Genomic DNA, 25160 nt, shown 5'->3' with positions numbered 1-25160 from the left:
CTTACACCAATTTATCTAAGAAACTTTCCCCAATCATGGCAGTTTCAACACCAAAGTTATCCGCAACTGTCGCTGAGATATCTGCAAAATGTCCAACCGGAATGACACCATTTCCTTTAAAGGCAGGGCTATAAGCCAACAATGGGATATATTCACGAGTGTGGTCTGTTCCTGCATAGGTTGGGTCATTTCCATGGTCAGCAGTAATCAAAAGAAGGTCATTCTCTCTCATGGCAGCGATAATTTCAGGCAAGCGTTCATCAAACTCATGCAAGCAATCACGGTAGCCATGAGCATTGCGACGGTGGCCATAAAGGGCATCAAAGTCAACTAAGTTTGTGAAAGAGAATCCTTCTTCAAACTCAGCAAGTCCCATGGTCTTCAATAATGTGTCAATTCCGTGGCTGTTTGACTTGTTGTGGCCCATGTCATGGTTAATACCCGCACCGTTAAAGATATCGTTTATTTTACCAACAGCGTACGTATCGATGCCAGCTTCGTTCAATTTATCCAAAACAGTTGGTGCAAATGGAGAAACGGCTAAGTCTCGACGATTTGCCGTACGAGTGAAGTTACCTGGTTCACCAACATACGGACGAGCAATGATACGGCCTAGAAGGGCAGGACGTTCAAGTGTAATTGAACGAGCGTATTCACAGATACGGTACAATTCATCCAAAGGAATAATGTCTTCGTGGGCAGCAATCTGCAAAACAGGATCAGCTGAAGTATAGATAATCAACTCCCCAGTTTCCATTTGACGTGGTCCAAAATCATCGATAACAGCTGTTCCTGAGTAAGGTTTGTTGGCTTCACGAATGACCTTGCGTCCTGAAAATTCTTCGATCTTTGTCAAGATTTCTTCTGGGAATCCGTTCCAGAAAGTATCGAAAGGCTCGGTAATGTTGAGTCCCATGATTTCCCAGTGACCAGTCATTGTATCCTTACCAAGGGAAACTTCTTCCAATTTTGTTGCATATCCTGTTGGATTGCTTTCAGCTGGTACAGTCTTTAGAGGAGTTTCGCGAGGAATATTTCCTAGACCGATTTTAGCCATGTTTGGCACATTCAAACCAACTGTTTTGGAAATGTGTCCTAGTGTGTCAGAAGCTCCATCTGGAACCCCTGCATTGACAAAGTTATTGGCATCTGGTGCAGCACCGATTCCCACAGAATCCAGTACCACCAAGTGAATACGATTAAATTTTGACATAGTCTGTCTCCTTATTATGTTGATTAGTTTGCTTTTGTTGAAGTTAAAATCTGAACACCATCTCGTCCCGCTACGATGACCTTATCCACCATTTGGTTGAACAAGCCGTGCTCTACGACACCAACGACATGGTCCAATTCTTTCCCGAAAGCAATTGGATCTTCAATGACATCCAAGGCTAGATCAATGATAAAGTTCTGCATATCGGTCACAAAACGTTGGCCGTCTTTTTCACGGAAACTTGGTTTGTAGCCAGCTCGCTTAAACCGACGAAAGACCTGTTCTGCACCATACTGAACCACTTCTACAGGCAATTTAAAAGCACCTAGTTTCTCTACCAGTTTGCTTTCATCTACCACCCAAATGTATTCTTTTGAGGGCGTTGCGACAACCTTCTCCATCAGAAGGGCACCACCACCGCCTTTGATTCCGTTAAACTGGCTATCTACTTCATCCGCCCCATCAACCGTCACATCGACAAAGTCTACTTGATCAATCGACTTGAGAGGGATGTTAAGACCTTCAGCCTGTTTACTGGTCACACTGGAAGTCGTTACAGCAGTAATCTGCAAACCTTCTTCCTTAATCCGACGACCGATTTCTTCTACGAAATAGTAGGCAGTAGAGCCCGTTCCAAGTCCGACTACCATGCCATCCTTGACAAACTCAGCAGCCTTGATACCTGCCATTTTCTTCAGATTTTCCACTCAAACACCTCCATTAAAGAGCTATTTTTATTATAACATGTATCCGTTTTTATTTCATGGATACACTGGAAAAACCCGAACATTTTTATTTCGGGTTTTGGTGTCCTATTTAACCATGTCAGGATCGTAATCATAGAATCCTGTGTCCAGGAAACGGTTTTTAGGATGTAACTTGCGCACTTCCTCATCTAACAAGAAGGCTTGGTCATGGCTGAAATTCCCCTCTTGGATCAAGCTACGTGCTTGGATAAAGAGTTTAGCAATTTCTACAAAATTCTGACCAGGTGTGTAGAGCCCCTCTAGCTTCCAGTGAGTGAAACCATGTTCTACTAATTCTGTCAATTTGGTCATCAAATCAAGGTCGTTATTTGCAAAGATGTGGGTACCATGATTGTCTTCAAAGATAGAATAATGGCTTTCTGGGTCACTCGGCTCTGCCAAGAAGAGGTCACGTTTACGTGTCTTTTCATCATCGATATGCGTAAAGTTATAGTAGTTTTGCAAGAGTGGACGTTTAGAATGGTGAATGACACTAGCTCCGTAAACCAACACTTCAGCAGGAATTTCCAAAATCTCAGGCATCTTGAAGAGCTCAGCAGATGGAATTTCACGCGCCAAAACCGCCTCAGATGCGCCAGCCTTTTGACCCCAGAAGTTAATCTGACGACTGCTTGTCACCATGGTTGAAGCATCGTAGATGGTCTTAAATGAATAACCATCGCGATTGACAACGTAAAAGACACCTGCATCCCCAACAGTAATATAGTCTGTCTTGATTTCTTCCAAGAAGTCTAGGAAAGGCTTAATACGGTCCATCATATCTTGGTGCATGAGGGCATTAACCGCAACGATCAATTCCTTACCTGCTTCATGAACCAACTGAGCGATGGTGCGTAACTCTTCATAGCTAAAGGTTGTTGGCAGACGAAGTCCAAAATCTTTCTCACCAACGTAGATACGGTCTACGCCAGCTTCTAGTAACTGTTCAACTTGTTCAATACTTTCAGCAGTTGCTGTAATGATAATCTTTTCCATAAGAAAAATTATACCACATTTCTCAATAATCAGCTATGGGTACTGAGAGTTTCATAAAAAGTTAAACTTGTTTCTATCTTTTCCAATCAAAAAAGTGAACAGTAACTTGTACCATTCACTCTATTTTATGCATGTGTTTCTTCAACTAGATGGCCATCGTTCATGACATAAATACGATCAACCTTATCAAGAAGACGAGTATCGTGCGTAATCATAACAACTCCTCTACCTTGTTCATGAGCAATGGCAGCCAACATCTCCGTTACTTGGTAGGCACGCTCGGTGTCTAGACTGGCTGTCGGCTCATCTGCAAGCACAATGCTTGGATTGTTATAAAGCGCTCTAGCAATCGCGGCACGTTGACGTTCACCACCCGATAGAGCTTTGGGATACTGATCTTTTACTTTTTCCAAATCCAACAACTCAAAGAGATCTTTTCGGTCACTTTTACTATTTTCCCCCTTATCCAGTCTGTCAATCAAATCCAGCTGTTCCTTGACCGTTAGAAAAGGAATTAAGTTTGAAGCCTGGAGAATGAAACCAAACTCTCTAAAACGGAGATCTGTTTTTTCCTTCTCCGTCAAACTGCCTGTTTCCTTCCCTTTGACTAGAATCTTTCCACTCGATGCTTCCTGAAGTTGTCCTAGAGTTGTTAGAAAGGTCGTCTTTCCAGAGCCAGAGGGCCCAACGATAGCTACGAACTCTCCCGCATTTAGCTGAAAATTCGTCTCATGCAGGGCTACGACTTTCATCTTTCCTTCCCCGTAAGTTTTTGTCACTTGATTCATTTCTATCAATGTTGTCATACTATTCTCCTTATCACTCTGCAATCGCAGTAATCGGGTCCACCTTTAGCAAGCGTGGAAGTGAAATGACACCACCTAGAAGGGCCATCAAGCAAATTACCAAGCTTAGGACAGAGTAGGCTATCCAACTTGGATAGAAAAAGAAGGTAGCTGGTAAGACTAAAATGACTCCTCCGATTGCCAGCAAGGCTAACGCAATCCCCATACCAGCTAGGAGGAAGATTTGACAGAATAGAGACCATACAATGGTTTTGATCTGTATTCCCTGAGCTCGCATTATTCCATAAAGTCCTAGTTTTTGGATGGTAATGATATAAACAAAAATCCCCACAATCAAGCCAGTGATAACAATCATAGCAAGAATCATCCCTGAAAATACATTAACCTGAGGTGTGTAACCAGGAATTTTTGATATCATTTTTAGAATGGAAATCTGCTTCAGTCCATCCCCGACCACTTCTATATCATTTTTCAATACCAAGGCAGAGATGGAACGATTGGCTTTCAAGGTTCCTTGTAAGGTCCAATAAGTTGTCAGACTCGTAAAGACAACAGGCTCAGTGAAAAACTTATTTCCTTGAGTCAGGCCTACAATCTTGTAACTTGTCTCGCTTCCATTGAGCTGAATGGCATCACCTAGCTTCATCCCATAGTTCTCAAAAGACTGATCCACGACAACCTCATCATCTCTTTCAGGATAACGACCCTCCGTCAAACTAGGAGAGATAAAAGAGTCCCAGTCTTGAGCAAAAATGGAAACATTGACCTTTTCACTACCATCGACTAGATTGGTCACAGCGAACATATAGCCCAATGGAGCAGCCTCTTCAGAACTCTTATCCTTGTAATCCTTTTCAGGAATAAAGGATGCCGTCAAATTATCATTTGCGTAGTCGGATAAAACGACACCCGTCGCTTGCCAATTATCAATAGCTGCTCGGTTGTTTCGCACAAGACCAAGAGCTAGACTGGTCATAAAAAAGACCATAAAAGCGATAAGAAAAATGGTAGTTAGAATCAAACTATACCGAAGTTTGTTTCGTACTATTTCTTTGATAGCAAGATACATGCTTATCTCCTTTAACATTTCCCAGAGGTAGCAAGAATGCCACCCAGTCCAATAGACAGAATCTCTGTCTTATCATCCATTCAAAACAACTCCTACCAATACTCTTCAAAAGTATCCAGGTAGCAACTCAACAAATTATTTTAGGAAAAAGCCTCAGCTTGCTATCAATTTATATAAGTTATCCTTTCCTTTCTCAGTATATTTATAATAGAGAAGGTTAGGTCATCTGTTTTAAGTGTAACATCCATGCTACCATTTTCCCTTGTAGGTGTCAAGAGAGCGACTTAGAGAATGATAAGAGACTTTAGTAGTTTTGTAACAATCCTGTAATAATTCTCTGCATAAAAAATGATAAAATAGTTATGTACTGTTAAGGAGAGAATCATGTCCGCAAGAAAACTAGAAGCTTATGAGTTTGAACAAGCTCCCGAATCGAAACAAACTCCGCTTTACCAAGATTACACACCTGAAGCCCCAGTCGGCCCTAACCTAAAAGAGATTTTATTTTTTGTAAATATCGCTTGTTTCTGTATTTTTATGGCACTTTTTAGTTTTATCTTTTTAGCCTTAAAATTAAATACAGCTTTGTCCTTTATCGCTGCTATGGCAACAAGCTTCGCACTTTTACAACTTCAACGAAAGATAATGAAACGAAAATTTTCAAAATAAAGGTTGGTACTTCTACCAACCTCTTTTCTAGTTATCAAAAAAGACAGTTATATAACTGTCTTTTTTATTTATTCTTACGTTTTGAAGGAGATTGAATAGCGATCTTAACTTCAAAAATTGTTCCTCTAGGTTTGTTATCTTTTACGCTAATCGTTCCTCGTAAGGCATCTACGATCTGCTTGGCCAAAGATAGTCCTAGACCAAAACCGCCTTTCTGACGGGTTCTCGCCTTGTCTACACGATAAAAGCGGTCAAAGATTTTCTTCTTATCGGCAGCTGAGATCCCAATTCCGTTATCCGTTACTGTTAGATAGAGGTGGCGATCTGTAGCATGAACTACGAACTCAATTTTCCCATCTTCTTCGGTATACTTGATGGCATTGTCAAACAAGATGGTCATGAGCTGTTTTAGGAGCAACTGATCGGTCATGAAGGGACGATAAATCCGATTTTCATACTCAAAAATACGATCATTTTCAGAAGCAATCAACTCATAGTTAGCAAAGGTCGTCTTAAAGAACAGTGGTGATACTTCTGCTATTTCTGGTTTAATTCCATCATCGCGACGTGCAAGGTTGAGAAGATTGGTCGTGAGGAAGCGCATGTTGCGAACTTCTTCAAGGCTAGAAGCAATACTTTCGCTGGATTCCATGATTGTTGCCTCTGGTTTTCGAAAGAGATTCTCTAACCGATTTTGTAAAACAGCCAAAGGCGTTCTCAGTTCATGGCTGGCATTTTCAACAAAGGACTTCTGCTTTTGCATGCTTTCCAGCAAGGGTTTGACACTGACACGTGCCAAGTAAACACTGGCAATTAAAGATAGGAGCCAGAAACTAGCCATGACTACAACAATTAAATGCTCGTGGTTTTGGCTGATTTGCTCGAGCTGGCTGGTATTGATTAAAACCGCCGCATATTTGACATTGCTTGATACGGAGGAAGAATTGGTTTCCATCAAGATCATTCGGTAGGTTTCTTCCTGACCGTAGCTATTGACAACTTGGATTTGCCGAATATGATTTAACTCTTTCTTGTCCAGCTTGATCTTATCCAAGCCTAAAAAACGGTTCCCTAATAAGAGTTGGTTAAAATCCTTGTCAAAAAGTAAAACTTCTGTATTTGAGCTAACATTGGGTTTGATTTCAGCCTTGTTGGCATCCGCTGTTGCTGGTTGAATATCCTTGACCTCTTCAGTTGCCCGATTCAAGGCTAGCTGGATAACCGCTTGGGGACTGCTACTAAGGGCTTGGAGTTTTTCATCAACAGAAGTGTAGAGACTCGAGTGCATGACCTGGAGGATAATCAAGGTCATAGCAGAGAAGATCAGGGTGAACACTCCAAAGTTTCGAATGAAATAGCTGAAATCATCTGCATACCATGTTTTTTTTAGTTTATTGAACATCTTTTAAAATATACCCGACACTACGCAAGGTTTGAAGATTCTCAGCAAAGGCTGTTCCCTTCAATTTCTTACGAACTTTTGAGACATAGACTTCTACAACGGAAATCGTTGTATCGCTATCAAACCCCCATAGACGGTCAAAAATTTGCGTCTTGGGAAGAATAACATTTTGATTTTGAAGGAAGTAAACCAATAACTCAAACTCTTTTCCGAGTAGTTCCACAGGAGTATCTTCCACCTTCACTTCATTCGTTGAAAGGTTGACGACAATATCTCCATAGGTCAAGGTGTTTTCGTTAAACTTACCTGAACGTTTGAGAAGGGCTTGGATCCGCATTTTGAGTTCTTCTAGGTAGAAAGGCTTGGTGAGGTAGTCATCCGCTCCCAACTCAAAACCATGTCCCTTGTCATCCAAACTCTCTTTTGCAGTCATGATAAGGACTGGTGTCGTGATTCCTTTTTCACGCAATTCTTTCAGAACTTGGAAACCATTTTTTTCAGGCAACATCAGGTCAAGCAAAATCAAGTCATAGACGCCACTCTCAGCTTCGTAGAGACCTTCTTCTCCATCAAAAACCTGCATGACATCTGCAAAATCATCTAAAAAGTCAAATACTGAGTTTGACAGGCCTAGGTCATCTTCTACTAATAAGATTTTTATCATCAGAAACTCCTCCTTGTTATGATTATTATACCAAAATTGCCTTAAAAAAAACTCAACTCTCTCTCGTTTTCAGATAGAAAGTTGAGTTTTTGTTTACATAAACGAATTAAGCTTTAGCATATTGGGCTACAACAGCTTCAACTGCTGCTTTCTCACGCTTAATCAAGTCAACACGCGCTGCAATTTCCTTGATTCCCATACCAATATTACGGCTAAGAGCGAGGTCAGAGAGTTGGGGCTCAAAGAATTCCTTGTATTCCGCCAAGCGTTGCTCTGTCTTAAACACATGAGCAGGAAGGATAACAAAGCTATCAAAGCTCATGTCTCCACCAAGAGCCGCCTTGATCCAATCCCAGTTTTCACGCGCCCATACCCAAACAGTTTCCTGAGTTGTTTGATGAGCAAGGAACTGGTAATACCAAGCAGACAAGTCTTGTGGTTTGACCACAAATTTATCCTTCCATGAACTAATCAAGGTTTGGATATTGTCAGCATCTGTACTGTAGGCAAGAGCCGCTGACAGCTGACGTTTGAAGACCGCATCCGTCGCATGAGTGTAGAGGTCCAGATAAGTTGCGACCAAGTCCTTGGTCTCATGGTGTTTCATTTCATTGATGAGAACTTGAGCTCGGACGGCTGCAGGAAGTCCTGCAAGATTTTCCTTGTGAGCTGCAAAGATTTGGCTAGCGACTTGACTAGCTTCTGCATCATTGGAGCGAATCATCATAGAAACAGCCAACTGACGAACCAATTCATCCTCATCTGATTCTCCGTCTTTGGCTTCAAAACCAAGACGGTCATAGTTATGACGAGCTAATTTTGCAACCAGACGGTTAAAGGCTTTCTCAGTTTCTGTTCCTTCATCGATAAAGCGCTCAAGGGCAGAAATCACTTGAGAAACAGCTGAAACCACCAGATAAGACTCTTCCTTAGCAAGTTTATCAAGGACTGGAAGCAAGTCTGCATAAGAAATGTGCCCTGCCTCAGCCAACAAACGACGTTCTTGAACAATTTGCAGTTTGCTTGTGTTATCAAGTGTCTCTAGCTCAGCAAGAACAGCTTCTAACAAGTCTCCTTGATAGTCGGTAATATAGTGGGCAGTATTTTCAGTGTTGAGACGAAGAGCCCCTTCATTTTCAGCAAGAAGAGCTGCGTAGCCAGGGATTTCGATACTTTCAGTTTCGAGTGTATCTGGCAAGCCTTTCCAGTTGCTGTTCAGTGGCACAACCCAGAGACGGTTCTTGTCTTCGTGCTCACCGATAAAGAATTGTTTTTGTGAAATCTTCAAGACATCATTTTCAACTTTGACAGTGAGAACTGGATAACCAGGTTGTTCCAACCAAGAATCCATGAAGGCTGCAACATCACGACCTGATGCTTGACCAAGGGCATTCCATAGGTCACGACCGATGGTGTTACTGTACTGGTGCTTTTCAAAGTAGGCATGCAAACCTTTAGCGAAATCAGCATCGCCGAGCCAACGACGAAGCATGTGCATGAGACGGCTTCCTTTGGCATAGACGATAGCGCCATCAAAGAGGGTATTGATTTCGTCTGGGTGTTTAACTTCAACATGAACAGACTGAACACCATCCGTCGCATCACGTTCAAGAGCGAGAGGTACTCCACCTGTTTGGAAATCTTCAAAGATATTCCAACTTGGCTCGATGGCATCCACACAGACGTATTCCATCATGTTTGCGAAGCTTTCATTAAGCCAAAGATCATCCCACCATTTCATAGTCACGAGGTTACCAAACCATTGGTGAGCCAACTCATGTGCCACAACAAGGGCAACTTGTTGTCGACTAGCAAAGGTTGAGTTCTCATCCACAACCAAGTAAACTTCACGATAAGTCACTAGACCCCAGTTTTCCATAGCACCAGCTGAGAAGTCAGGCAGGGCGATGTGAAGTGATTGAGGGATTGGATACTTAACTCCGTAGTAATCTTCGTAAAACTCGATCGAGCGAACGGCGATGTCCAGTGAGAAATCAAGGTTAGATAGTGGGTGAGCTTTGGTTGAGTAGACACCTACGAGGGTACCGTTTTTAGTTTTAGCGGTCACCCCTTGCAAATCACCTGCTACAAAGGCTAACAAGTAAGAAGACATACGAGGTGTTGTCTCAAACTTCCAGATGCCTGTTTGCTTGCGGTTTTCAACATCGATTTCTGGCATGTTCGACAAGGCAACTTCACCTTCTGCTTGGTCAAAACGTAGAGCGAGGTCAAAAGTCGCTTTTGCTTCTGGCTCATCCACACATGGGAAGGCTTCGCGCGCAAAATGGCTTTCAAACTGAGTGGACAAGACTTCCTTCTTGACTCCATCAACTGTGTAATAAGAAGGGTAAATCCCTGTCATGTTGTCTGTAATTTTTCCTGAAAAAGCAATGACCAATTCAACTTGACCAGCCTCAGCCAATTCGATATGAAGGGCTTCATTGTCATGGTCAACTGTAAATGGACGAGCTTGACCCGCAACTTCTACAGAAGTGATTTCCAAGTCCTTTTGGTGAAGGGAAATACGGTCACTCTGTGCTTGACCAGTAATGGTCACCTTCCCAGAAAAGGTCTTGGTCTCACGACTCAAGTCTAAAAATAAATCATAATGTTCAGGAACAAATTGGGTAATAAAATGTTCAACTGCTTGCATAGTTTTCTCCTATTCTAAGTTTAAGAGTTTTACTCTTCTTCAAACAAACTTATTATATCATGTTTTGCTTTAGAAAAAAGGATTGGACGGTAATTTCCAAAACTTTCTTCCTTCTGCAGTCTAGAGTGGGTAGACCTTGCGAAATTCTTCCAAAACGACCTTGCTGTCAGGTGTAAAAGTCAAGCCCGCTTCCTCCAGCCACTCCGTGAAGAATTCCTCATGAACCTGACGCCAATAGGCTAAAGATTTGTCTCCCTCACCTTCCTTGTAGGCATGGTCAGCAGAAACTTGATGAAAGGGCTGAACGGAAACCTTGGTAATTTCGACAATGCAGACAGCCTGATTTTGACTGTCTAAAATGACATCGAAGGTCCCTTCTTGTGGAAGAGATTCGTCCTCTACTGCGTAAAGATCGTAGGCTGAGGCAGTTGCTGTCTTTTCGCCTCTTAGTACCAAATCTGCCAAGGTATCGGCTTCCACTCCAAAAGCCCAGGCATCTATCTCATCTCCAATCGAGGGGTTAATTTGCTTATACGCATTCCACATTTCTTGCGGTGTCATGGGTTGCTCCTTTGTAATTTTTTACTTTCTTCTTTTACACGTTTGAGATGGTCTGGATGATCAATCCCTAAATTAAAAATCTCTGGAATAGAGCTGTAGTGGATAATACACTCAATCCCCATCTGATTCATTTTTTGTATGAAAGAAAGATTCAGATAGCCTGCTACAGCAAAGTCAATCTTTTTAGTATTTGATTTTTCCTGCATTTGTCTCAGCATATCTAACATAATGGGACTTTCCATATCATGCCATTGACTGTTTCTCACAGTCGCAAAAACAAAAGAAGTCAAATCATTCATTCCAACTATAATCTTTGAAATACCAGTTTCTATTATTCTGTCCAAGTCAAAATAAGCTGACGGTAATTCAATCATTGTGCCGACTTTTCCAGTAAAACCATGCTGACGTAATACTCTAATAGCTTGCTTTAACTGCTTAGCATCATTGACAAAAGGAAAGATAACAGACAGATTGGGATTGGTTTGATAAATTTCTGTAACGACATGTGTCTCAGCCTGAAATTCATCAGGACACGCCAGCAAGCGCCTAGTTCCTCTATAACCAAACAAGGGATGATTTTCATCAAAATGCTCTTTAGTCCCCTCTAAACAATTAGCTTCTGTATTTGTTAACTCTGAAAAACGATACCAAACCTCTTCATCTGAGTACAAGGAGCAAATGGTGTCTAGATAATCTTTTACAAATTGCTGACAACTTGCTAATAGGATGTTTTGATTAAGCTCTCTCAGTAAGTATTCTCCACGAATTATGCCAACATGATGCAATAGTTGTGGGTAAACTTTTGCAACAATTTGTTCGCCACTAAGAGCAAGTTGCTTTCTCATCATTCACCTTCCAATTCATGTAGGAAGTCTTGTCCAGTTCCGGAAATCCTAATAATTCAGACTTAACCTTCAAGACTAATGGCGACGCATTTTCTTCTGTGATTTTTTGAATATCCATCCAAACATATCTAAGTGAATCATTCGCACCATCAGACACAGCTTCCGAAATCGTAACTTGAGCTTCCTTCTCGTTTACCTCAATATCATAAAATGCCATGATATGGTGTACTGCAAAGTCTTGCCCTTCTTCTTGAACCAGCACATCATAAATCCTAGGATTAGCGTAACCCTTTAGCTTATATCCAGTCTCTTCCATAACTTCTCTAATCAGAGTTTCCGTCAGTCCTTCACCAAGTTGCTGACTACCACCAGGTAGATCATAACGATGTTGATAAGGGCCTCTCGTTTTTTCAACGCAGAGTAACTTCCCATTTTCAAAGCAAATACCATATACTCCAAAGTGTTTTTTGATTTCCATCCAACTCCTCCTACTTCAAAGACCAGCCACCATCCACAGTCAAGATTTGTCCTTGCATGGCAGATGCGTGACCGCTAGCTAAGAATAAGCTGACTTCTGCAATTTCACTTGGCTCAATCCAGCGTTTGATAGGTGTTTCACTGGCTACCCAGTCAGCTAATCCACCGGGTTCAAAGTCGGCAGCAGTCATAGCTGTCTTGACAGCACCAGGAGCAATCCCAAAGACCTGAATCCCAGCTTCAGCATAGTCTAGAGCCAACTGCTTGGTAAAGCCAGCTAAGGCGTGCTTAGACGAGGTATAGGCATGACCACCACCACCTGCTAGGCTCGAAGCGATGGAGCACATATTGATGATGATTCCCTTTTTACTTTCCAGCATTTGCGTCAAATAATGTCGTGTCATCTCAACTGGAGTCACATAGTTAATTTCAAAAATCTCTTGGATTTCCTGGGCAGATTGTTCTAGTAAAGGTTTATAGTCATCCAAAACTCCAGCAGTATTGCACAAAACATCCACCTGAGGGCACCAGTCAAAAACAGGTTTCAAATCTAATGTCAAATCCCTCTGTAAAAAGTAGAAATCACCATCTAAAACTGGATTTTCTCCTTGATCTACACCATAAACTTGATAGCCATTCTCTAAAAAATGGCGAGCTTGAGCCAGTCCAATCCCTGAACTCACACCTGTAATGAGTACACGTCTAGTCATGGACTTCTACCCAATCCGTCGCCAAAACATCACAAGGCGTCGGACTCCACATGGAAAAGCCTTCCCCTTCTCCAGAAACGTTGATTAGGAAATAGGGCGTCACTTCAAGTGCAACCCCATTTTGCTCGATGGTGTCAAAAAGCTGCACATAGTTTTCAGCCCCTCCCCAACCAGTTCGTACATATTTTTTCTTAGCCTTTAATCCAGGCAGAATTTCTTCAAAAGTCATGTTGTTCTCCTTTAATGCTACATTCTTAGTTTAATTATAACAAAAAACCGTTTTCCAACGGCTTTTTGACTGTGATTTATTTAAATCTGCTTCTACTTACGGCAAATTATTCCCTGCTGCAAGATAAATTTCATACCATTCTTTTCTTGTTAAGCTAAAGTTTGCCGCTTGGCTAACTTCTCTCAAATGCTTAGGATTTGTTGTACCTACGACTGCCTGCATTTTTGCTGGATAACGCAATATCCAAGAAATGGCAATAGTTGAAGGGGTTACTCCATATTTTAAAGCTAGACGATCAAGTACTTGATTCAAAGCTTGAAATTTCTCATTACCAACAAAGTTCCCTTTAAAATACCCGAATTGTAAGACAGACCATGCTTGAATGACCACATCGTGTAATTTGCAATATTCAAAAACGCTGCCATCTCGCATCGTTGCTTGACTATCTTCCATATTAACATGAAAACCTGATTCGAATCCTGGAGTAAAAGCCGCACTCAATTGTAGTTGATTAACAGCTAACGGCTGCTTGACATCTTTTCTAAGCAACTCCATCATCATAGGATTTTGATTAGAAACTCCAAAATCTCGGACCTTACCTTGTTTATAAAGAAGATCAAAGGCTTCTGCTACTTGGTCAGATTCCATCAAAGCATCTGGTCGATGAAGAAGCAAGCTATCTAGATGATCAATCTTCAATCTTTGCAAAATTCCGTCAACTGATTTTATAATATAGTCCTTAGAAAAATCAAAATAGGTAAATTCTTCAATGCGAATGCCACATTTGGACTGAATCCACATCTTTTCTCTTAAATCTGAACGATTTTTTAGGACAATACCTAACAGTTCTTCACAACGACCACGACCATAAATATCAGCCAAGTCAAAAGCATTGATTCCAACAGAAAGTGCTGTTTCTACAATCTCTTCAACTTCTTTTACAGACTTATCTTTTATTCTCATCATTCCGAGAACAATTTCTGATAATTCTTTGTCATCTTGACCAAGAGTTATGTATCTCATCAAGTTTTTCTCCTTTAATGCTACATTATTAATTTAATTATAACAAAAAACCGCTTTACAACGGCTTTTTGACTGTATATCTGCTAAATTCTTCCTACCACTGCAATCCGGCTTCTCTAATTTCTTTCTTAGAAGCGAATTTACCATTTGGTCTGTGCCATCTTCCGTTTTTATCTCTAAAGTAGCCACCTGAATTTGTTGATTGTGAGTTTGATTCCTGGCTTTCTTCCTTTTCTTGTGCGGCTTGGCGAGCTTTTTCCTGCTCTTCTTCTTTTGCTTTCTTTTCAGCTGCTTCTTTTTCTTCAGCCTCTTTCTTGGCTTTTTCCTCAGCTTCCTTCTTAGCTTTCTCCTCAGCTTCTTTCTTAGCTTTTTCTTCTTTGTTTTCAACTGTATTTTTAGCAGTACCGTCCAAGTAATTGATTTCCGCATTAGCTGAAACATTGTCTAAAACGACATGCGTCACCGAATACTGATCAACCTTTTCTTTACTACCACCCAACTTGATCTCCAAGAGTTTGCCGTTTTCATCAATTCCCACATACTGCAATTCAATTTGTCTCGGAATCAATTCATCCTTCTGATAGATTGGGGTCACCTTGTAGTCAAGATAGTAGTTCGGATGATTGGCCAACCAAGAGTCCAATCGATTCTCATAGTAAAGCATGCTTTCTTGATTAGTATTATCTGTACCATAGTAAGTTCCAGCATTTAGCCAGTTAGTCATTGGAACCAGATTCCTCTTTTCATCGTTTAATCCACTAAACTGGTAGCCAATCAAATGACCACGGTTCATCAACCAAGCCTTTTTAGAACCATCTCCATAGTAAAAATTATAGTTATGCCAACCAACCGGGTTATAACTTATCTTAGGCTCTCTCTTCTCAGTTGGCTCATCGCTGTCCTTAAGTTGAATATGAGCACCCGTTGCGCGTGATTTAGAATCCAATTCCCCAAGTTCTAGTTGTTTCTCATTTTTAAAAGGCAAGAGTCCAGCTTCTTTAAACAACTTCTCATCAAACTTGATTTGCTTCTGTTCAATTTTTTCTTCTGGGACCTTTGATTCCGCCTTATGTCCAGAACAAGCAACTAATGTTGTGATTGAAAGCAAGGCAATTGAGAAGGATAGTAGCTTTTTCATAAAAATCTCCTTTTTATATAGTAATTAGATTAATATCTCCTCTTACATTTTACTATCATTTTGTTAATTGTTCAAGAATAAAGATACTGTTATTATACTATTTCTCCTCCAATGTTCAAAACAAAAACGATAACCACTTTTTCAGTAGTTACCGTTGATTTCTTTTGATTAGTCTTTCCAACCAAGTTTGCTGTTGATAGTCATCATGATGCTGGCTATCTTCTCACCCCAGTATGGATCTGAAGCATAGCGAACATTCATTCCGGTTGCTTTATTTCCAAGGTGGTCTCTACCATAGTCAATATAATTCTCACGGATCCACTTGGCCGCTCCGAGAATTCCTTTGTCCACATTATCAAAGCTCTTGGCTGAGAGATATGGGCTAGTATCATAAGCAGCAATACCAAAGAAATTGTTCTTATCTCTGGCAATTTGACTGCGTCCCCAAGCACTTTCAAGGGCACTATGGGCCATCAAGTAAAGGGCATTTACACCGTAGCGTTCCTCAGCTTCTTTGAAAGTCGCTCCTTTACCTGCAAGAGGACTATCCTGCAAGTTCATCATCGAATACAGTTTATCCAATTCAGCTGCACTATAATTACTTGGTTCTCTCAAGTTTTTATAGAGGAAAGGATTTTTAATGGTAAAGCCATCAAAATGCTCTCCATCAGTTGAGTAGTACTTCTTACCAATAACCATGGCAGATGTGTGTGGAGCTACTTTGATACTCGTATAAGGAGAGAGTTCATGGTAGAGGAATTTCCCATCACTAGTATAATGAGGGATAAACTCGCTTCCTTCATCTACTGCTGTCAAATCACTTTGATTCATATAGCCAGACAAGCCAGAAATCGAAACTGCAAGTCGGCCGCCTTTTCGCGTCGAGCTATCCAGTGAAACAATGCTTCCTTGGTTAATGTAACTCAAGATTTCTCCAGATGCACTATAGACATAGGCTGTGATGGGTTTAACTTTGTAATATTTGGTTTTATCCGCAACATGCCATCTACCAGAAGCATCCAAAGTATGACCATCCACAGTTTCATTTTTTGCCATATAACCGCCTGATTTAAGGTAGTACCATGATTGGTCGGATGAATCGTAGATTAATTCTTTCTCAGCCATCTTTCCATTTGACTTGAGGTAGAACCAATTGTTCTTGTACCATACCCACTCACTCGCAGCCATATAACCACCAGATTTGAGATAGTAGTAACCATTATCCCAGAGCCATTCTTTATTGGCATAATTTCCATCAGAGTTAATATAGAACCAAGAGTTATAATTCTTGTCAAAGAGCCACCCTTTGCCAGCTTTTGCTCCACTGCTCGTCACATAACTGCGGTCAATCCAAGTTTCCGTAGAGAGGTAGCCGCCTGATTTGAAATGGTAATCCTTTCCTTTGATGGTTTGCCAACCTTTTTCAGCATAGGTTCCGTCAGCTTTCAAGTAAAACCAAGAGTTATAATTCTTGTCAAAGAGCCATTCCGATTTCAATTTAGCTCCACTCTTCGCAACATAGAAGCGATCTATCCAGCGCTCGGTAGAAAGATAACCGCCTGATTTGAAATGGTAATCTTTTTCTTTGATCGTTTCCCAGCCTTTTTCGGCATAGGTTCCGTCAGCTTTCAAGTAAAACCAAGCATCATAATTCTTATCAAAGAGCCATTCCGATTTCAATTTAGCTCCACTCTTCGCAACATAGAAGCGATCAATCCAACGTTCAGTAGAAAGATAACCGCCTGATTTAAAATGGTAGTCCTTCCCATCTATAGTTAACCACCTATTTTCAGCATAGGTACCGTCTTGTTGAAGGTAGAACCAACTGCTATAATTAGCATCATAGATCCAAGCATGTTTTACCTTATTTCCTTTATCAGATAGGTAGTGAGAGCCAAGCCAGGTATTTTTTAAGATTTTCCCTTGAGAATTGACATAGTACTGGTCTTCACCTTGAGTGATCCACTCATCTTTGGCCATTTTCCCGTCTTCTTTAAGGTAATATTTTTCTTTACCTTGTTGAATCCATTCTTTTTGAGCTTTCTGACCATCAGACTTGAGATAATACCAGGATTCTTGTTCCTGATTAAATACCCACTGTTCCTTTGCTTTAGCACCACTTTCAGTCACATAGTACTGGCCAATCCACGTTTTTGTAGCTAATTTCCCAGCTTCGTTAAAATAGTAATCCTTACCACCAACTATCAACCAGCCGTTCTCAGCACGATTTCCATCAGCTGTTAAATAAAACCAGGCCTGTTGCGTTTGATCATAGATCCATTGGTTGGTTGCTGGTTTCCCGTCTGCTTTGAGGTAGGTCTTTCCTTGCCAAGTTCCCTCTTCTGCTTTTGCTGTCTCCACTACAGTAAAAAAACACCCCAATAAGCCAGCACTTACTAGGGCCACTTTCCATCGTTTCATTTAAATGCTCCAATAACGTTTTCTAATCCCTATTGTAACATAGTTAACCGACGGAAATATTACAAATTGATGAAGATTCTATGTCTTGTTGACGATAAGGAAGACCTAGCTTATCTCAGACTGGTTTTGACTTCCTGACGAAGATCTTCCAAACTGCTAATGCCATATTTATCCATGACTTTTGGTAGATGTTCGATGATATCAGGACAGGCATAAGGATTGGTAAAGTTGGCTGTTCCAACCCCAATGGCAGAAGCACCAGCCAGATACATTTCTAGCGCTGCTTCAGCAGAATCCACTCCCCCCATTCCAATAATGGGCAAGCCTGTTGTTTGAGCTACTTGGCGGATGAGTTTGAGGGCTACTGGAAAAACTGCTGGACCTGACATTCCACCTGTTCCATTGGCTAGGATTGGTTTTCTAGTTTTGAGGTCAAAGCGCATACCGACAAGGGTATTGATCATGGTTAAGCCACTTGCTCCTGCATCTTCTGCGGCTTTAGCAATAGAGACAACATCCGTTACACTAGGGGTTAACTTAACATAAACTGGCACATCAGAGGCTTCCACAGCTGCTTTTACCACTTCGTAAGCTAGATCCGGATCTTGCCCAATCAAAAGTCCATGATTGCCGTGATCCACATTCGGACAAGAGATGTTGAGCTCAATCGCTTTTACATTAGCTGCCTTGGAAATTCCTCGAGAAACGGCAGCGTACTCTTGTTTTGAAAAGCCTGCTACATTGGCGATGATGGGAAGCGTAGGATACTCTCTTTCCAGCCAAGGCAACTTTTCAGCTAAAACAGCTTCTAAACCTGGATTTTGCAAACCGATTGCATTGAGCATACCTGCAGGCGTTTCTGCCACCCTAGGAGTTGGATTGCCAAAACGGGGTTCTAGAGTCGTTGCCTTGATCATAATAGAGCCTAAAAGGTCCAAATCATAGTACTTGGAATATTCCTGACCAAAACCAAAACAGCCTGATGCTGGTATGATAGGATTTTTCAAATCCAATCCCGGTAGAGAAACTTGTAAACGTTTGTTAGTCATGACTTTCTCCTTATAATACAACTGTTCCTGTACGGAAAACAGGGCCATCTTCACAGACGCGTTGACTAATTGTCTCACTATCTGGCACTTTTAGGACACAGGCATAGCAAGCCCCCATCCCACAAGCCATACGAGATTCTAGAGATAGATAGGCTCTTGGGTGATTATAAAATTTTTGATTGATGTACTTCATCATTCCAGGCGCTCCACATGAGTAAACAGCATCAAATTGACTGTCTAAGTCATTAATGACGACTGACACATTTCCCTTGATACCATATGAACCATCATCTGTCGTTACAAAGACCTGACCATATTGGGTCAATTCTGTTTCGAGAATCACAGCATCCTTGTTGGCAAAACCGAGGACTGTCACTACTTTCACCCCACGCGCATGCAATTCCTTGGCCACTTCAAGCAAGGGGGGAACACCAATCCCACCACCAACGAGGAGAACTTGGCTCTGATTGTCTAAATCAGACAAGTCAAAACCATTTCCCTGAGGTCCCATCACATCAAGAGTATCTCCCTGTCTTAAAGTTGAAAAAATAGCTGTCCCAGCCCCCTCTATCCGATAAATGAGATGACACTGCTTCTTGACCTTGTCAATAGACGAAATTGAAATAGGACGGCGCAAGAGATGGGCATCATCAGGCACGCGCAGATGGAGAAATTGGCCTGCTCGCATGGCTTCAACCATTTCTCCTTCTAGGACTAATTCAAAGATTGCTGGCGCAATTTCCTCCTGAGCGACCACCTTCATGGTTTCCAAACGAATGGCACCCAAACGCTTCTTACATGTGGGATTCATGACTTTTCCTCCTTAAATTTAAGGGGACCAGATAAAGAAAAGACCTTGCTATTGCAAGGTCTCAGTCGAGATAGGATAGAACTCATGCGCACACCTAAAAAGTCTCCGCAGAGAGTTCCCTATCCCTTTTATCTGACACCTTGTGAGTCTCTCTGGACTCCCCTTAAAGGTTAAATTTGTATTAGTATACTCTTTCAAAGAAAAAAAGTCAAGTAGAAAACGAACATTCTACTTGACTTCACTGAGTTATTTTTCACGAATGACTTCGACCTTGTAGCCATCAGGATCCTTGACAAAGTAATAGTTTGGTTGAGTTCCTGGAAGTCCATTAGGGGCTGTCACCTCATAGCCTTTAGCGCTATGTTCTTGATGTAGACCCTCAAGGTCAGGTGTACTGAGGGCGATATGGGCGAAGCCATCTCCTACCACGTAAGGACCGTGATCATAGTTATAGGTCAACTCTAACTCGTAGTCATCACCCTCAAGTCCTAGATAGACAATCGTGAAAGCATAATCTGGAAAATCTTTGCGACGCAATTCTTTAAATCCAAAAGCATCTTGATAAAAGGCGATTGATTTTTCAAGGTTTTCTACTCGCAAGCAAGTGTGTAACATTTTTGAAGCCATTTTCATTACCTCTTTCATTTTAATAGTTCTATTATACCTTTATTCAGGAAAATTTACTAGAAACTTGAACTAGAGTCCTCTTCTCTACTCTTTCATTCTAAGTAGCACTTTTACGATTTTCCTTGCGTATATTGCGAATAAGGAAAAGCATGATAAGGACAAAAAGTCCCTCAAGGAAGTAGAAGGTAAATTCGCTGTTCATGAGTAGTAAGTCTCTGTAATGATAGTTATTACCGAAAACTGAATTTGGTGCAAATAGGATTCGGAACAGTCTTCTTAGGAAAATAAAGATCTGCAAGCCATAAATCATAAAGACCTTCTTCACACCAATCATGAAGCCTTGATCCTTTGTAAAATAAGACAAGGCGATTCCATTTAACAAGAGAATAACCGTTATGGCTAGAGTCTCATTTTGTAGAATAGTTGGATCAAAGATGTCTAAACGGCTGTGAATATAGGGCAGCGTTTGAAAGAGTAGGATCCCCAAGATTGCTGGTATGAAAATTTTCTTCAGAGATGGTGGAAATCCAGGACTAAATCTTGTAAAAGACAAGCAAATCACAAGAATTGCAAAAATATGGAAGTACATCATTGCAACTCCAGAAATGATCTGGTTTCTATTTACCAAAGCGGATAAGAAGCCAGCAGAAAGAAAGATACCGATAGGAATCAGCTTCTCCAAAGAATAATCCCACTTCAGCCCTTGACTCACCTGAAAACCATCGATTAGACAGAATAATGTAATGAAAATGAGGGCACCAATGAGACCAAACGGTAAGAATGGAAGGACGAGGAGCAATAGCAAGATGAATAGGAACCATGGATGGGGACTGTAGTAGAATTTTCGTTTTAACCCCCTAGCAGTCACTCCTTCCTCAATCGCTATTTGCCTTAATTTTAGCATATAGACGTAAAAGAGAGATAACATACCAGCATGGACCCAAGAATTATAAATAGGTCGCTCTAGAACGCTGAGTATCAGACTCACAAGCGTAAAGAGGATAAAGAATATCTGTAGAAACTTGTTTTTAAGGACCTGTCTTTTTTTCCAATTCAAATAAGATAACTTGGCCTTTGGATGACAAAGTTCATAGGCATAGGCTGTCATCTCTTTTAGTTTCTGGTCTGTCTCCTCCGTCATCATTTGGGGAGCCATTTTAGAAGTAGGAAAAGGAGCTAAAACATATCTCAGGAGATCGCCATCTGTAAATCGATGGTACTCCTTATAGATCTGTTGAAGTAAAATCGTTAGAATACGTGGTCTTCCTTTAAAGTAGCTTCTCCACTTTTCCCAATCATTGATATCTTCATAGCTCTTAGTGAGCTTATCCATATAGAGATAACCTTCATTGTACCAGTAATCAAAATTTTCTTTTTTATCTAGTGCGTACTCCTCTACAACTGAAGGATAGGAATGGATACTCTCCCAGAAATGGAGTTTTTTCAGGTAAGGATTTGATTCCTCATCACTGTAACGCTCCACAAATTGGAGAACGAGGGCTAACACTTTCGCATTGGTTAAAGGATAGACGTCCACCTTTTCTAACAAATCAAGTAGGAGCGTGTGATCTTTGACTGATTCAAAAAGATATTGCCAATCACGTAAAAGTTTATACTCGTCTTGATAGCGGGCATGGAGCAACTCATAAAATGCTGCCTCAATTTCATCTGGATCATCTAGAGAGTAGTGACCAAAGTCAACATTTTCCCCGGATTCTTCTTTTAGCTGCTCTAAGTAATCAACCAAGTCATCCAAGAGTGGATAATCCTCTTCAAATATGACTTGTCGGTTTTTTTCCAGGATATAGGTTAAAACGGGCACACTCTTGATTATCTGACGATTTTGATTTACTTGATCCAAGACCATAAAGCTCAGATAGGGGTGCTTGAAAAACTCTATCCAAGAGCTCAATTGATTTGCTTTGTTAAAATCTTGGAGAATTTCTTGGCAAAGTTGATAAGAATAATAGAATTCTTCAGTGGCTTCATGTGCGCTTTCAAGCGAACTGCCTTCCTCTTCTGCTATATCTCTTTTAACTTTCCAATACTTCAGTTTATAGTAATAGCCCCAGTACTTAAAGTCAGGTATATAGTCTTCTAGCAAGGGAATGAGGATAGAGAATTGCTCCGGTTTGTTAAAAATATAAACATCCATTTCCTCTAAAACGGATTGAACAATGTCCATATCATACTGATACTGATGAAAGAACTGACGCCATAGATGCTCTTGTTCCTCTTGGTTATAGCCGTCATTTCCAACAATACTTTCAATCGCATTTTGGATCAGATAGGTTCCTTCATTATAACCACTAAAGTCAAGAGTAGACCTTGTTGTTCCTTCTTGCCCACGGTTCTCTTCATCACCAAACGTTTCAAAGTTGAGGGGACTCGCAGCTCTTTCTTCAGAATCTCCATTTAGCCGGACTTCCTCATCGTAGTCACTAAAGTCAAGGGTGGACTTTTGCTTATCCTCTTCTGCTTTATAGGTTTCAAAGTTAAAGGAATCGCTGGTTTTATCAGTTGATTGCTGATAATCACTGAAATCAAGACTAGATCTTTCAGACTCTTCGTTCTCAGTCTTCGTTTCTTCAGTCAAGTTTTCAAAGTTGAGACTAGAGTTAAGTTTTTCATTCGCCTCTTCTTCAAGTTCACTAGCTTCTTGAGAGTCACTCGCTTTTTTAAGACTATTTTCTGGTCTTGTGTTTCTAGACCTCGCATAAGTCAAGGCTTTTTGGTAAGCTTCAACAATTTCTTGGTAAATTTCTGGTTGGTCTTCTGGGTGATAGAGCCGAACCAATTCAGCATAACGCCTTCTAATAAGCTTGACGTCAGTCGTTGGCTCTATCCCTAAAGTTTCCCATATATTCATAAGGTCTCCTCTTTTACAGTCCTCGCTCTAGGAAGTCTAGATAGTTTGAAAATGATTGATAAAGTTTTGGCAAATGATAAACAGATGCTTGGCTAACCTCTTCTTCAAATCGTCTAGTTTCAGCCATTAGCTCATCTCTTCTTCTCCCCAAGAGCATACTGTACACACGATTCGCTTTTTCAATCAAGAAACGATAAACCTCTGTTTCTTGAGCATTGATCTTATAGCGAGTCAACTCTGCTTGCTTAGCCTTGATTTCCTTTTCTGTCAAGGTAATGCTATCTTGGAGAATAACATGACTAAAGACTTCCTGAGTGGAATCAATTTTGACTTCAACATCCAAAATTCCATTTAAATCATAGGTAAAACGAACTGTTAAACTTTCTTTTTCGCGAGTATTCACAGGTACGGGAACTTCTAATTCACCTAAGAAGAGGTTTTGTGAAGCCTTCATCATCTCACCTTGATAGACCTTTATCTTGACTTGACTCTGTCCCAATTCAGCAGTATAATACTGCTCAATGCGTGAAGCAGGTAGGGTGGAATTTCGCTCAATAATCGGCGAAAAACGATCTCCAACTATCTCAATCCCCAGTGTAAAAGGACAAATATCAGACAGCAGCAAATCTCGTATCTCACCCTTCCGTTCTTTTATTCCTGCTAAAAGGGCACAACCTCTCGCAATCATCCGATCAAGATCATCAGATACCTGAACTATTTGATTGATACAGTAGGATAAAAAGTCCTGAACCAAGCGGAGTTTCGAAGTCCCCCCAACAAGAACAAAGTTATCAGATGATACATAGCTATAGCGTGCATCCATCAAGGCACGGTCTAAAACAGCCTTAACACGAGCCAGCAGCGGTTGACAAAGCTCATAAAAGCGCTGGTAGCTCAAGTCTAAAAAGTATTCCTGATCTTGGTCCATCACTGTCATCTTCACTTCTTCTTTATCATTAAGTTCCAGCTTTGTCTTTTCAGCCTGTACTAGAATTTTGCTATAAAATTCGCGGGAAATAGTATCCTTGGTGAATTGATTAGAAACTAAAAATTCCTCAGCAATAGCCGCAGTAAAGTCTTCTCCTCCCAAACGATTGTCCCCTGCAATCGACACAATTTCGACTATGTTATCAAAAAGCTCCACAACTGAAATATCAAGAGTACCACCACCAAAATCGACCACAATAAAAGATTGATCTTCTTGGTTTACCATAGATCTTTTAGCAAGAGCTGCTGCGGAAGGTTCATTGATAATCCGATCAATCTGAACACCTGCAAATTTCCCTGCTAGTTTGGTCGCATAGCGTTGAGCATCGTTGAAATAGGCTGGTACACTGACAATCACTTCCTCAACCTTTTCTCCAAGATAGGTCTCTGCATCGTCTACCAACTTTCGAATGATAAAAGAGCTTAATTCTTCAGCCTTATATGCTCGATTTCCTAGCGTCAACTCATGCTTGGTCCCCATAAAACGCTTGAACTGTGAAACCGTCTTGCCTGGGTGTGTCACCAAGCGTTCCTTGGCGATTTTTCCAACTATAATCTCATCATTGTCATCCAAAGCTACAACAGAAGGCGTCAAATACTCACCAAAAGCGTTGGGGATCAGCTTGACTTGACCATCTTGATAAACTCCTACCAAAGAATTCGTCGTTCCTAAATCAATACCTACTATCATCTTCTTCTAACTCCAAATCTTTTAGATATTCCTATTATACAAGAAATATCCTATTTTCTTTGAAAAAATCTGTGGTTTACTCTCTAAAATAGAAAATCATTTAAGGAAAACAAAAAAGTTTCACCTTACCCATGCGTAAAAATCACAAGAGTAAGAATGAAACAGTTTGTTATTATTTACCAAGTTTTGCTTTCGCTGCATCTGCAAGAGCTGTGAAAGCTGCTGCATCGTTAACAGCCAAGTCTGCAAGCATTTTACGGTTAACTTCGATCTCAGCCAATTTCAAACCATGCATCAATTGTGAGTATGAAAGTCCATTCATACGAGCTGCCGCGTTGATACGAGTGATCCACAATTTGCGGAAGTCACGTTTTTTCTGACGACGGTCACGGTATGCATAGTAGTAAGAGTTCATTACTTGTTCTTTTGCAGTACGGAACAAGATGTGTTTAGCTCCATAGTAACCTTTTGCTAATTTAAGAATACGTTTACGACGTTTGCGTG

23 protein-coding genes are annotated in these 25160 nt (G+C 40.8%); 1 reads left to right on the top strand and 22 read right to left on the bottom strand.

The window, feature by feature from the left end; translation table 11 throughout:
• Position 1: 1 nt before the first annotated feature.
• From PCY17_RS07775 to PCY17_RS07755, 5 genes are all read right to left on the bottom strand, one after another.
• Entirely contained in the window at positions 2-1213 is a 1212-nt protein-coding gene (locus tag PCY17_RS07775) for a phosphopentomutase (protein ID WP_000033116.1), read from the bottom strand.
• A 23-nt stretch (positions 1214-1236) separates the two neighbouring features.
• Positions 1237-1920 carry a ribose-5-phosphate isomerase RpiA gene (rpiA, locus tag PCY17_RS07770; protein WP_000429273.1) on the bottom strand — a complete coding sequence of 228 codons (684 nt, stop codon included), beginning with the start codon at positions 1918-1920 and terminating at the stop codon, positions 1237-1239.
• A 105-nt stretch (positions 1921-2025) separates the two neighbouring features.
• Positions 2026-2955, bottom strand: coding sequence for a peptidase U32 family protein (locus PCY17_RS07765; RefSeq protein ID WP_000411182.1), 930 nt, complete (start codon positions 2953-2955; stop codon positions 2026-2028).
• Between the two features lie 125 nt (positions 2956-3080).
• Positions 3081-3761 carry an ABC transporter ATP-binding protein gene (locus tag PCY17_RS07760; RefSeq protein WP_000209229.1) on the bottom strand — a complete coding sequence of 227 codons (681 nt, stop codon included), beginning with the start codon at positions 3759-3761 and terminating at the stop codon, positions 3081-3083.
• Positions 3762-3774: 13 nt separating this feature from the next.
• The gene (locus tag PCY17_RS07755) at positions 3775-4830 is read right to left on the bottom strand and encodes an ABC transporter permease (RefSeq protein WP_084944468.1); all 1056 of its coding nucleotides are present in this window, start codon (positions 4828-4830) and stop codon (positions 3775-3777) included.
• Positions 4831-5214: 384 nt separating this feature from the next.
• Here PCY17_RS07755 and PCY17_RS07750 point away from each other — a divergent pair, with 384 nt between their 5' ends.
• Positions 5215-5499: a DUF3270 domain-containing protein gene (locus PCY17_RS07750; protein ID WP_001276161.1), complete on the top strand. Its 285-nt coding sequence runs from the start codon at positions 5215-5217 to the stop codon at positions 5497-5499.
• Between the two features lie 64 nt (positions 5500-5563).
• Here PCY17_RS07750 and PCY17_RS07745 read toward each other — a convergent pair whose 3' ends face one another.
• From PCY17_RS07745 to rplT, 17 genes are all read right to left on the bottom strand, one after another.
• Positions 5564-6901, bottom strand: a complete 1338-nt coding sequence (locus PCY17_RS07745) for a cell wall metabolism sensor histidine kinase WalK (protein ID WP_084944467.1) — start codon at positions 6899-6901, stop codon at positions 5564-5566.
• On the bottom strand, positions 6891-7565 hold the full coding sequence (gene ciaR, locus PCY17_RS07740; protein WP_000590630.1) for a two-component system response regulator CiaR: 675 nt from the start codon (positions 7563-7565) through the stop codon (positions 6891-6893). The genes PCY17_RS07745 and ciaR overlap by 11 nt, the downstream gene beginning before the upstream one ends.
• Before the next feature lie 106 nt (positions 7566-7671).
• Entirely contained in the window at positions 7672-10218 is a 2547-nt protein-coding gene (locus tag PCY17_RS07735; RefSeq protein WP_084944466.1) for a M1 family metallopeptidase, read from the bottom strand.
• A 120-nt stretch (positions 10219-10338) separates the two neighbouring features.
• A complete protein-coding gene (locus tag PCY17_RS07730; RefSeq protein WP_000188815.1) occupies positions 10339-10779 on the bottom strand; it encodes an ASCH domain-containing protein in 441 nt (146 codons plus the stop codon).
• On the bottom strand, positions 10776-11624 hold the full coding sequence (locus PCY17_RS07725; RefSeq protein ID WP_009013483.1) for a putative PEP-binding protein: 849 nt from the start codon (positions 11622-11624) through the stop codon (positions 10776-10778). The genes PCY17_RS07730 and PCY17_RS07725 overlap by 4 nt, the downstream gene beginning before the upstream one ends.
• Positions 11602-12102: an NUDIX hydrolase gene (locus tag PCY17_RS07720; protein WP_000403358.1), complete on the bottom strand. Its 501-nt coding sequence runs from the start codon at positions 12100-12102 to the stop codon at positions 11602-11604. Before PCY17_RS07720 ends, PCY17_RS07725 begins: the two co-directional genes overlap by 23 nt.
• 10 nt (positions 12103-12112) lie before the next feature.
• Positions 12113-12811 (bottom strand): 3-oxoacyl-ACP reductase, encoded by a 699-nt coding sequence (locus PCY17_RS07715; protein WP_000198451.1) that lies wholly within the window; start codon positions 12809-12811, stop codon positions 12113-12115.
• Complete coding sequence (locus tag PCY17_RS07710; protein WP_000141913.1) at positions 12804-13040, bottom strand: DUF2829 domain-containing protein; 237 nt, start codon at positions 13038-13040, stop codon at positions 12804-12806. The genes PCY17_RS07715 and PCY17_RS07710 overlap by 8 nt, the downstream gene beginning before the upstream one ends.
• A gap of 96 nt (positions 13041-13136) precedes the next feature.
• Entirely contained in the window at positions 13137-14063 is a 927-nt protein-coding gene (locus PCY17_RS07705; protein WP_001269447.1) for an aldo/keto reductase family oxidoreductase, read from the bottom strand.
• A 94-nt stretch (positions 14064-14157) separates the two neighbouring features.
• Complete coding sequence (locus PCY17_RS07700; RefSeq protein WP_000735445.1) at positions 14158-15201, bottom strand: DNA/RNA non-specific endonuclease; 1044 nt, start codon at positions 15199-15201, stop codon at positions 14158-14160.
• A gap of 168 nt (positions 15202-15369) precedes the next feature.
• Positions 15370-17622, bottom strand: a complete 2253-nt coding sequence (locus tag PCY17_RS07695; RefSeq protein ID WP_301392458.1) for a glucosaminidase domain-containing protein — start codon at positions 17620-17622, stop codon at positions 15370-15372.
• A gap of 110 nt (positions 17623-17732) precedes the next feature.
• Positions 17733-18719 (bottom strand): dihydroorotate dehydrogenase, encoded by a 987-nt coding sequence (locus PCY17_RS07690; protein WP_162287148.1) that lies wholly within the window; start codon positions 18717-18719, stop codon positions 17733-17735.
• A complete protein-coding gene (locus PCY17_RS07685; RefSeq protein WP_001070080.1) occupies positions 18682-19482 on the bottom strand; it encodes a dihydroorotate dehydrogenase electron transfer subunit in 801 nt (266 codons plus the stop codon). Before PCY17_RS07685 ends, PCY17_RS07690 begins: the two co-directional genes overlap by 38 nt.
• A gap of 246 nt (positions 19483-19728) precedes the next feature.
• Positions 19729-20109 carry a VOC family protein gene (locus PCY17_RS07680; protein WP_000157144.1) on the bottom strand — a complete coding sequence of 127 codons (381 nt, stop codon included), beginning with the start codon at positions 20107-20109 and terminating at the stop codon, positions 19729-19731.
• A gap of 97 nt (positions 20110-20206) precedes the next feature.
• A complete protein-coding gene (locus tag PCY17_RS07675; RefSeq protein WP_001028659.1) occupies positions 20207-22978 on the bottom strand; it encodes a J domain-containing protein in 2772 nt (923 codons plus the stop codon).
• Positions 22979-22991: 13 nt separating this feature from the next.
• Positions 22992-24656, bottom strand: a complete 1665-nt coding sequence (locus PCY17_RS07670) for an Hsp70 family protein (protein WP_301392457.1) — start codon at positions 24654-24656, stop codon at positions 22992-22994.
• Between the two features lie 172 nt (positions 24657-24828).
• Positions 24829-25160, bottom strand: a 332-nt coding sequence (rplT, locus tag PCY17_RS07665; RefSeq protein WP_301392456.1) for a 50S ribosomal protein L20, incomplete at its 5' end; no start/stop codon positions are given.

Source organism: Streptococcus sp. SO2 (assembly GCF_030440025.1).
The sequence above is the reverse complement of the archived record's forward strand: the minus strand, read 5'-3'. Positions and strand labels throughout refer to the sequence as shown.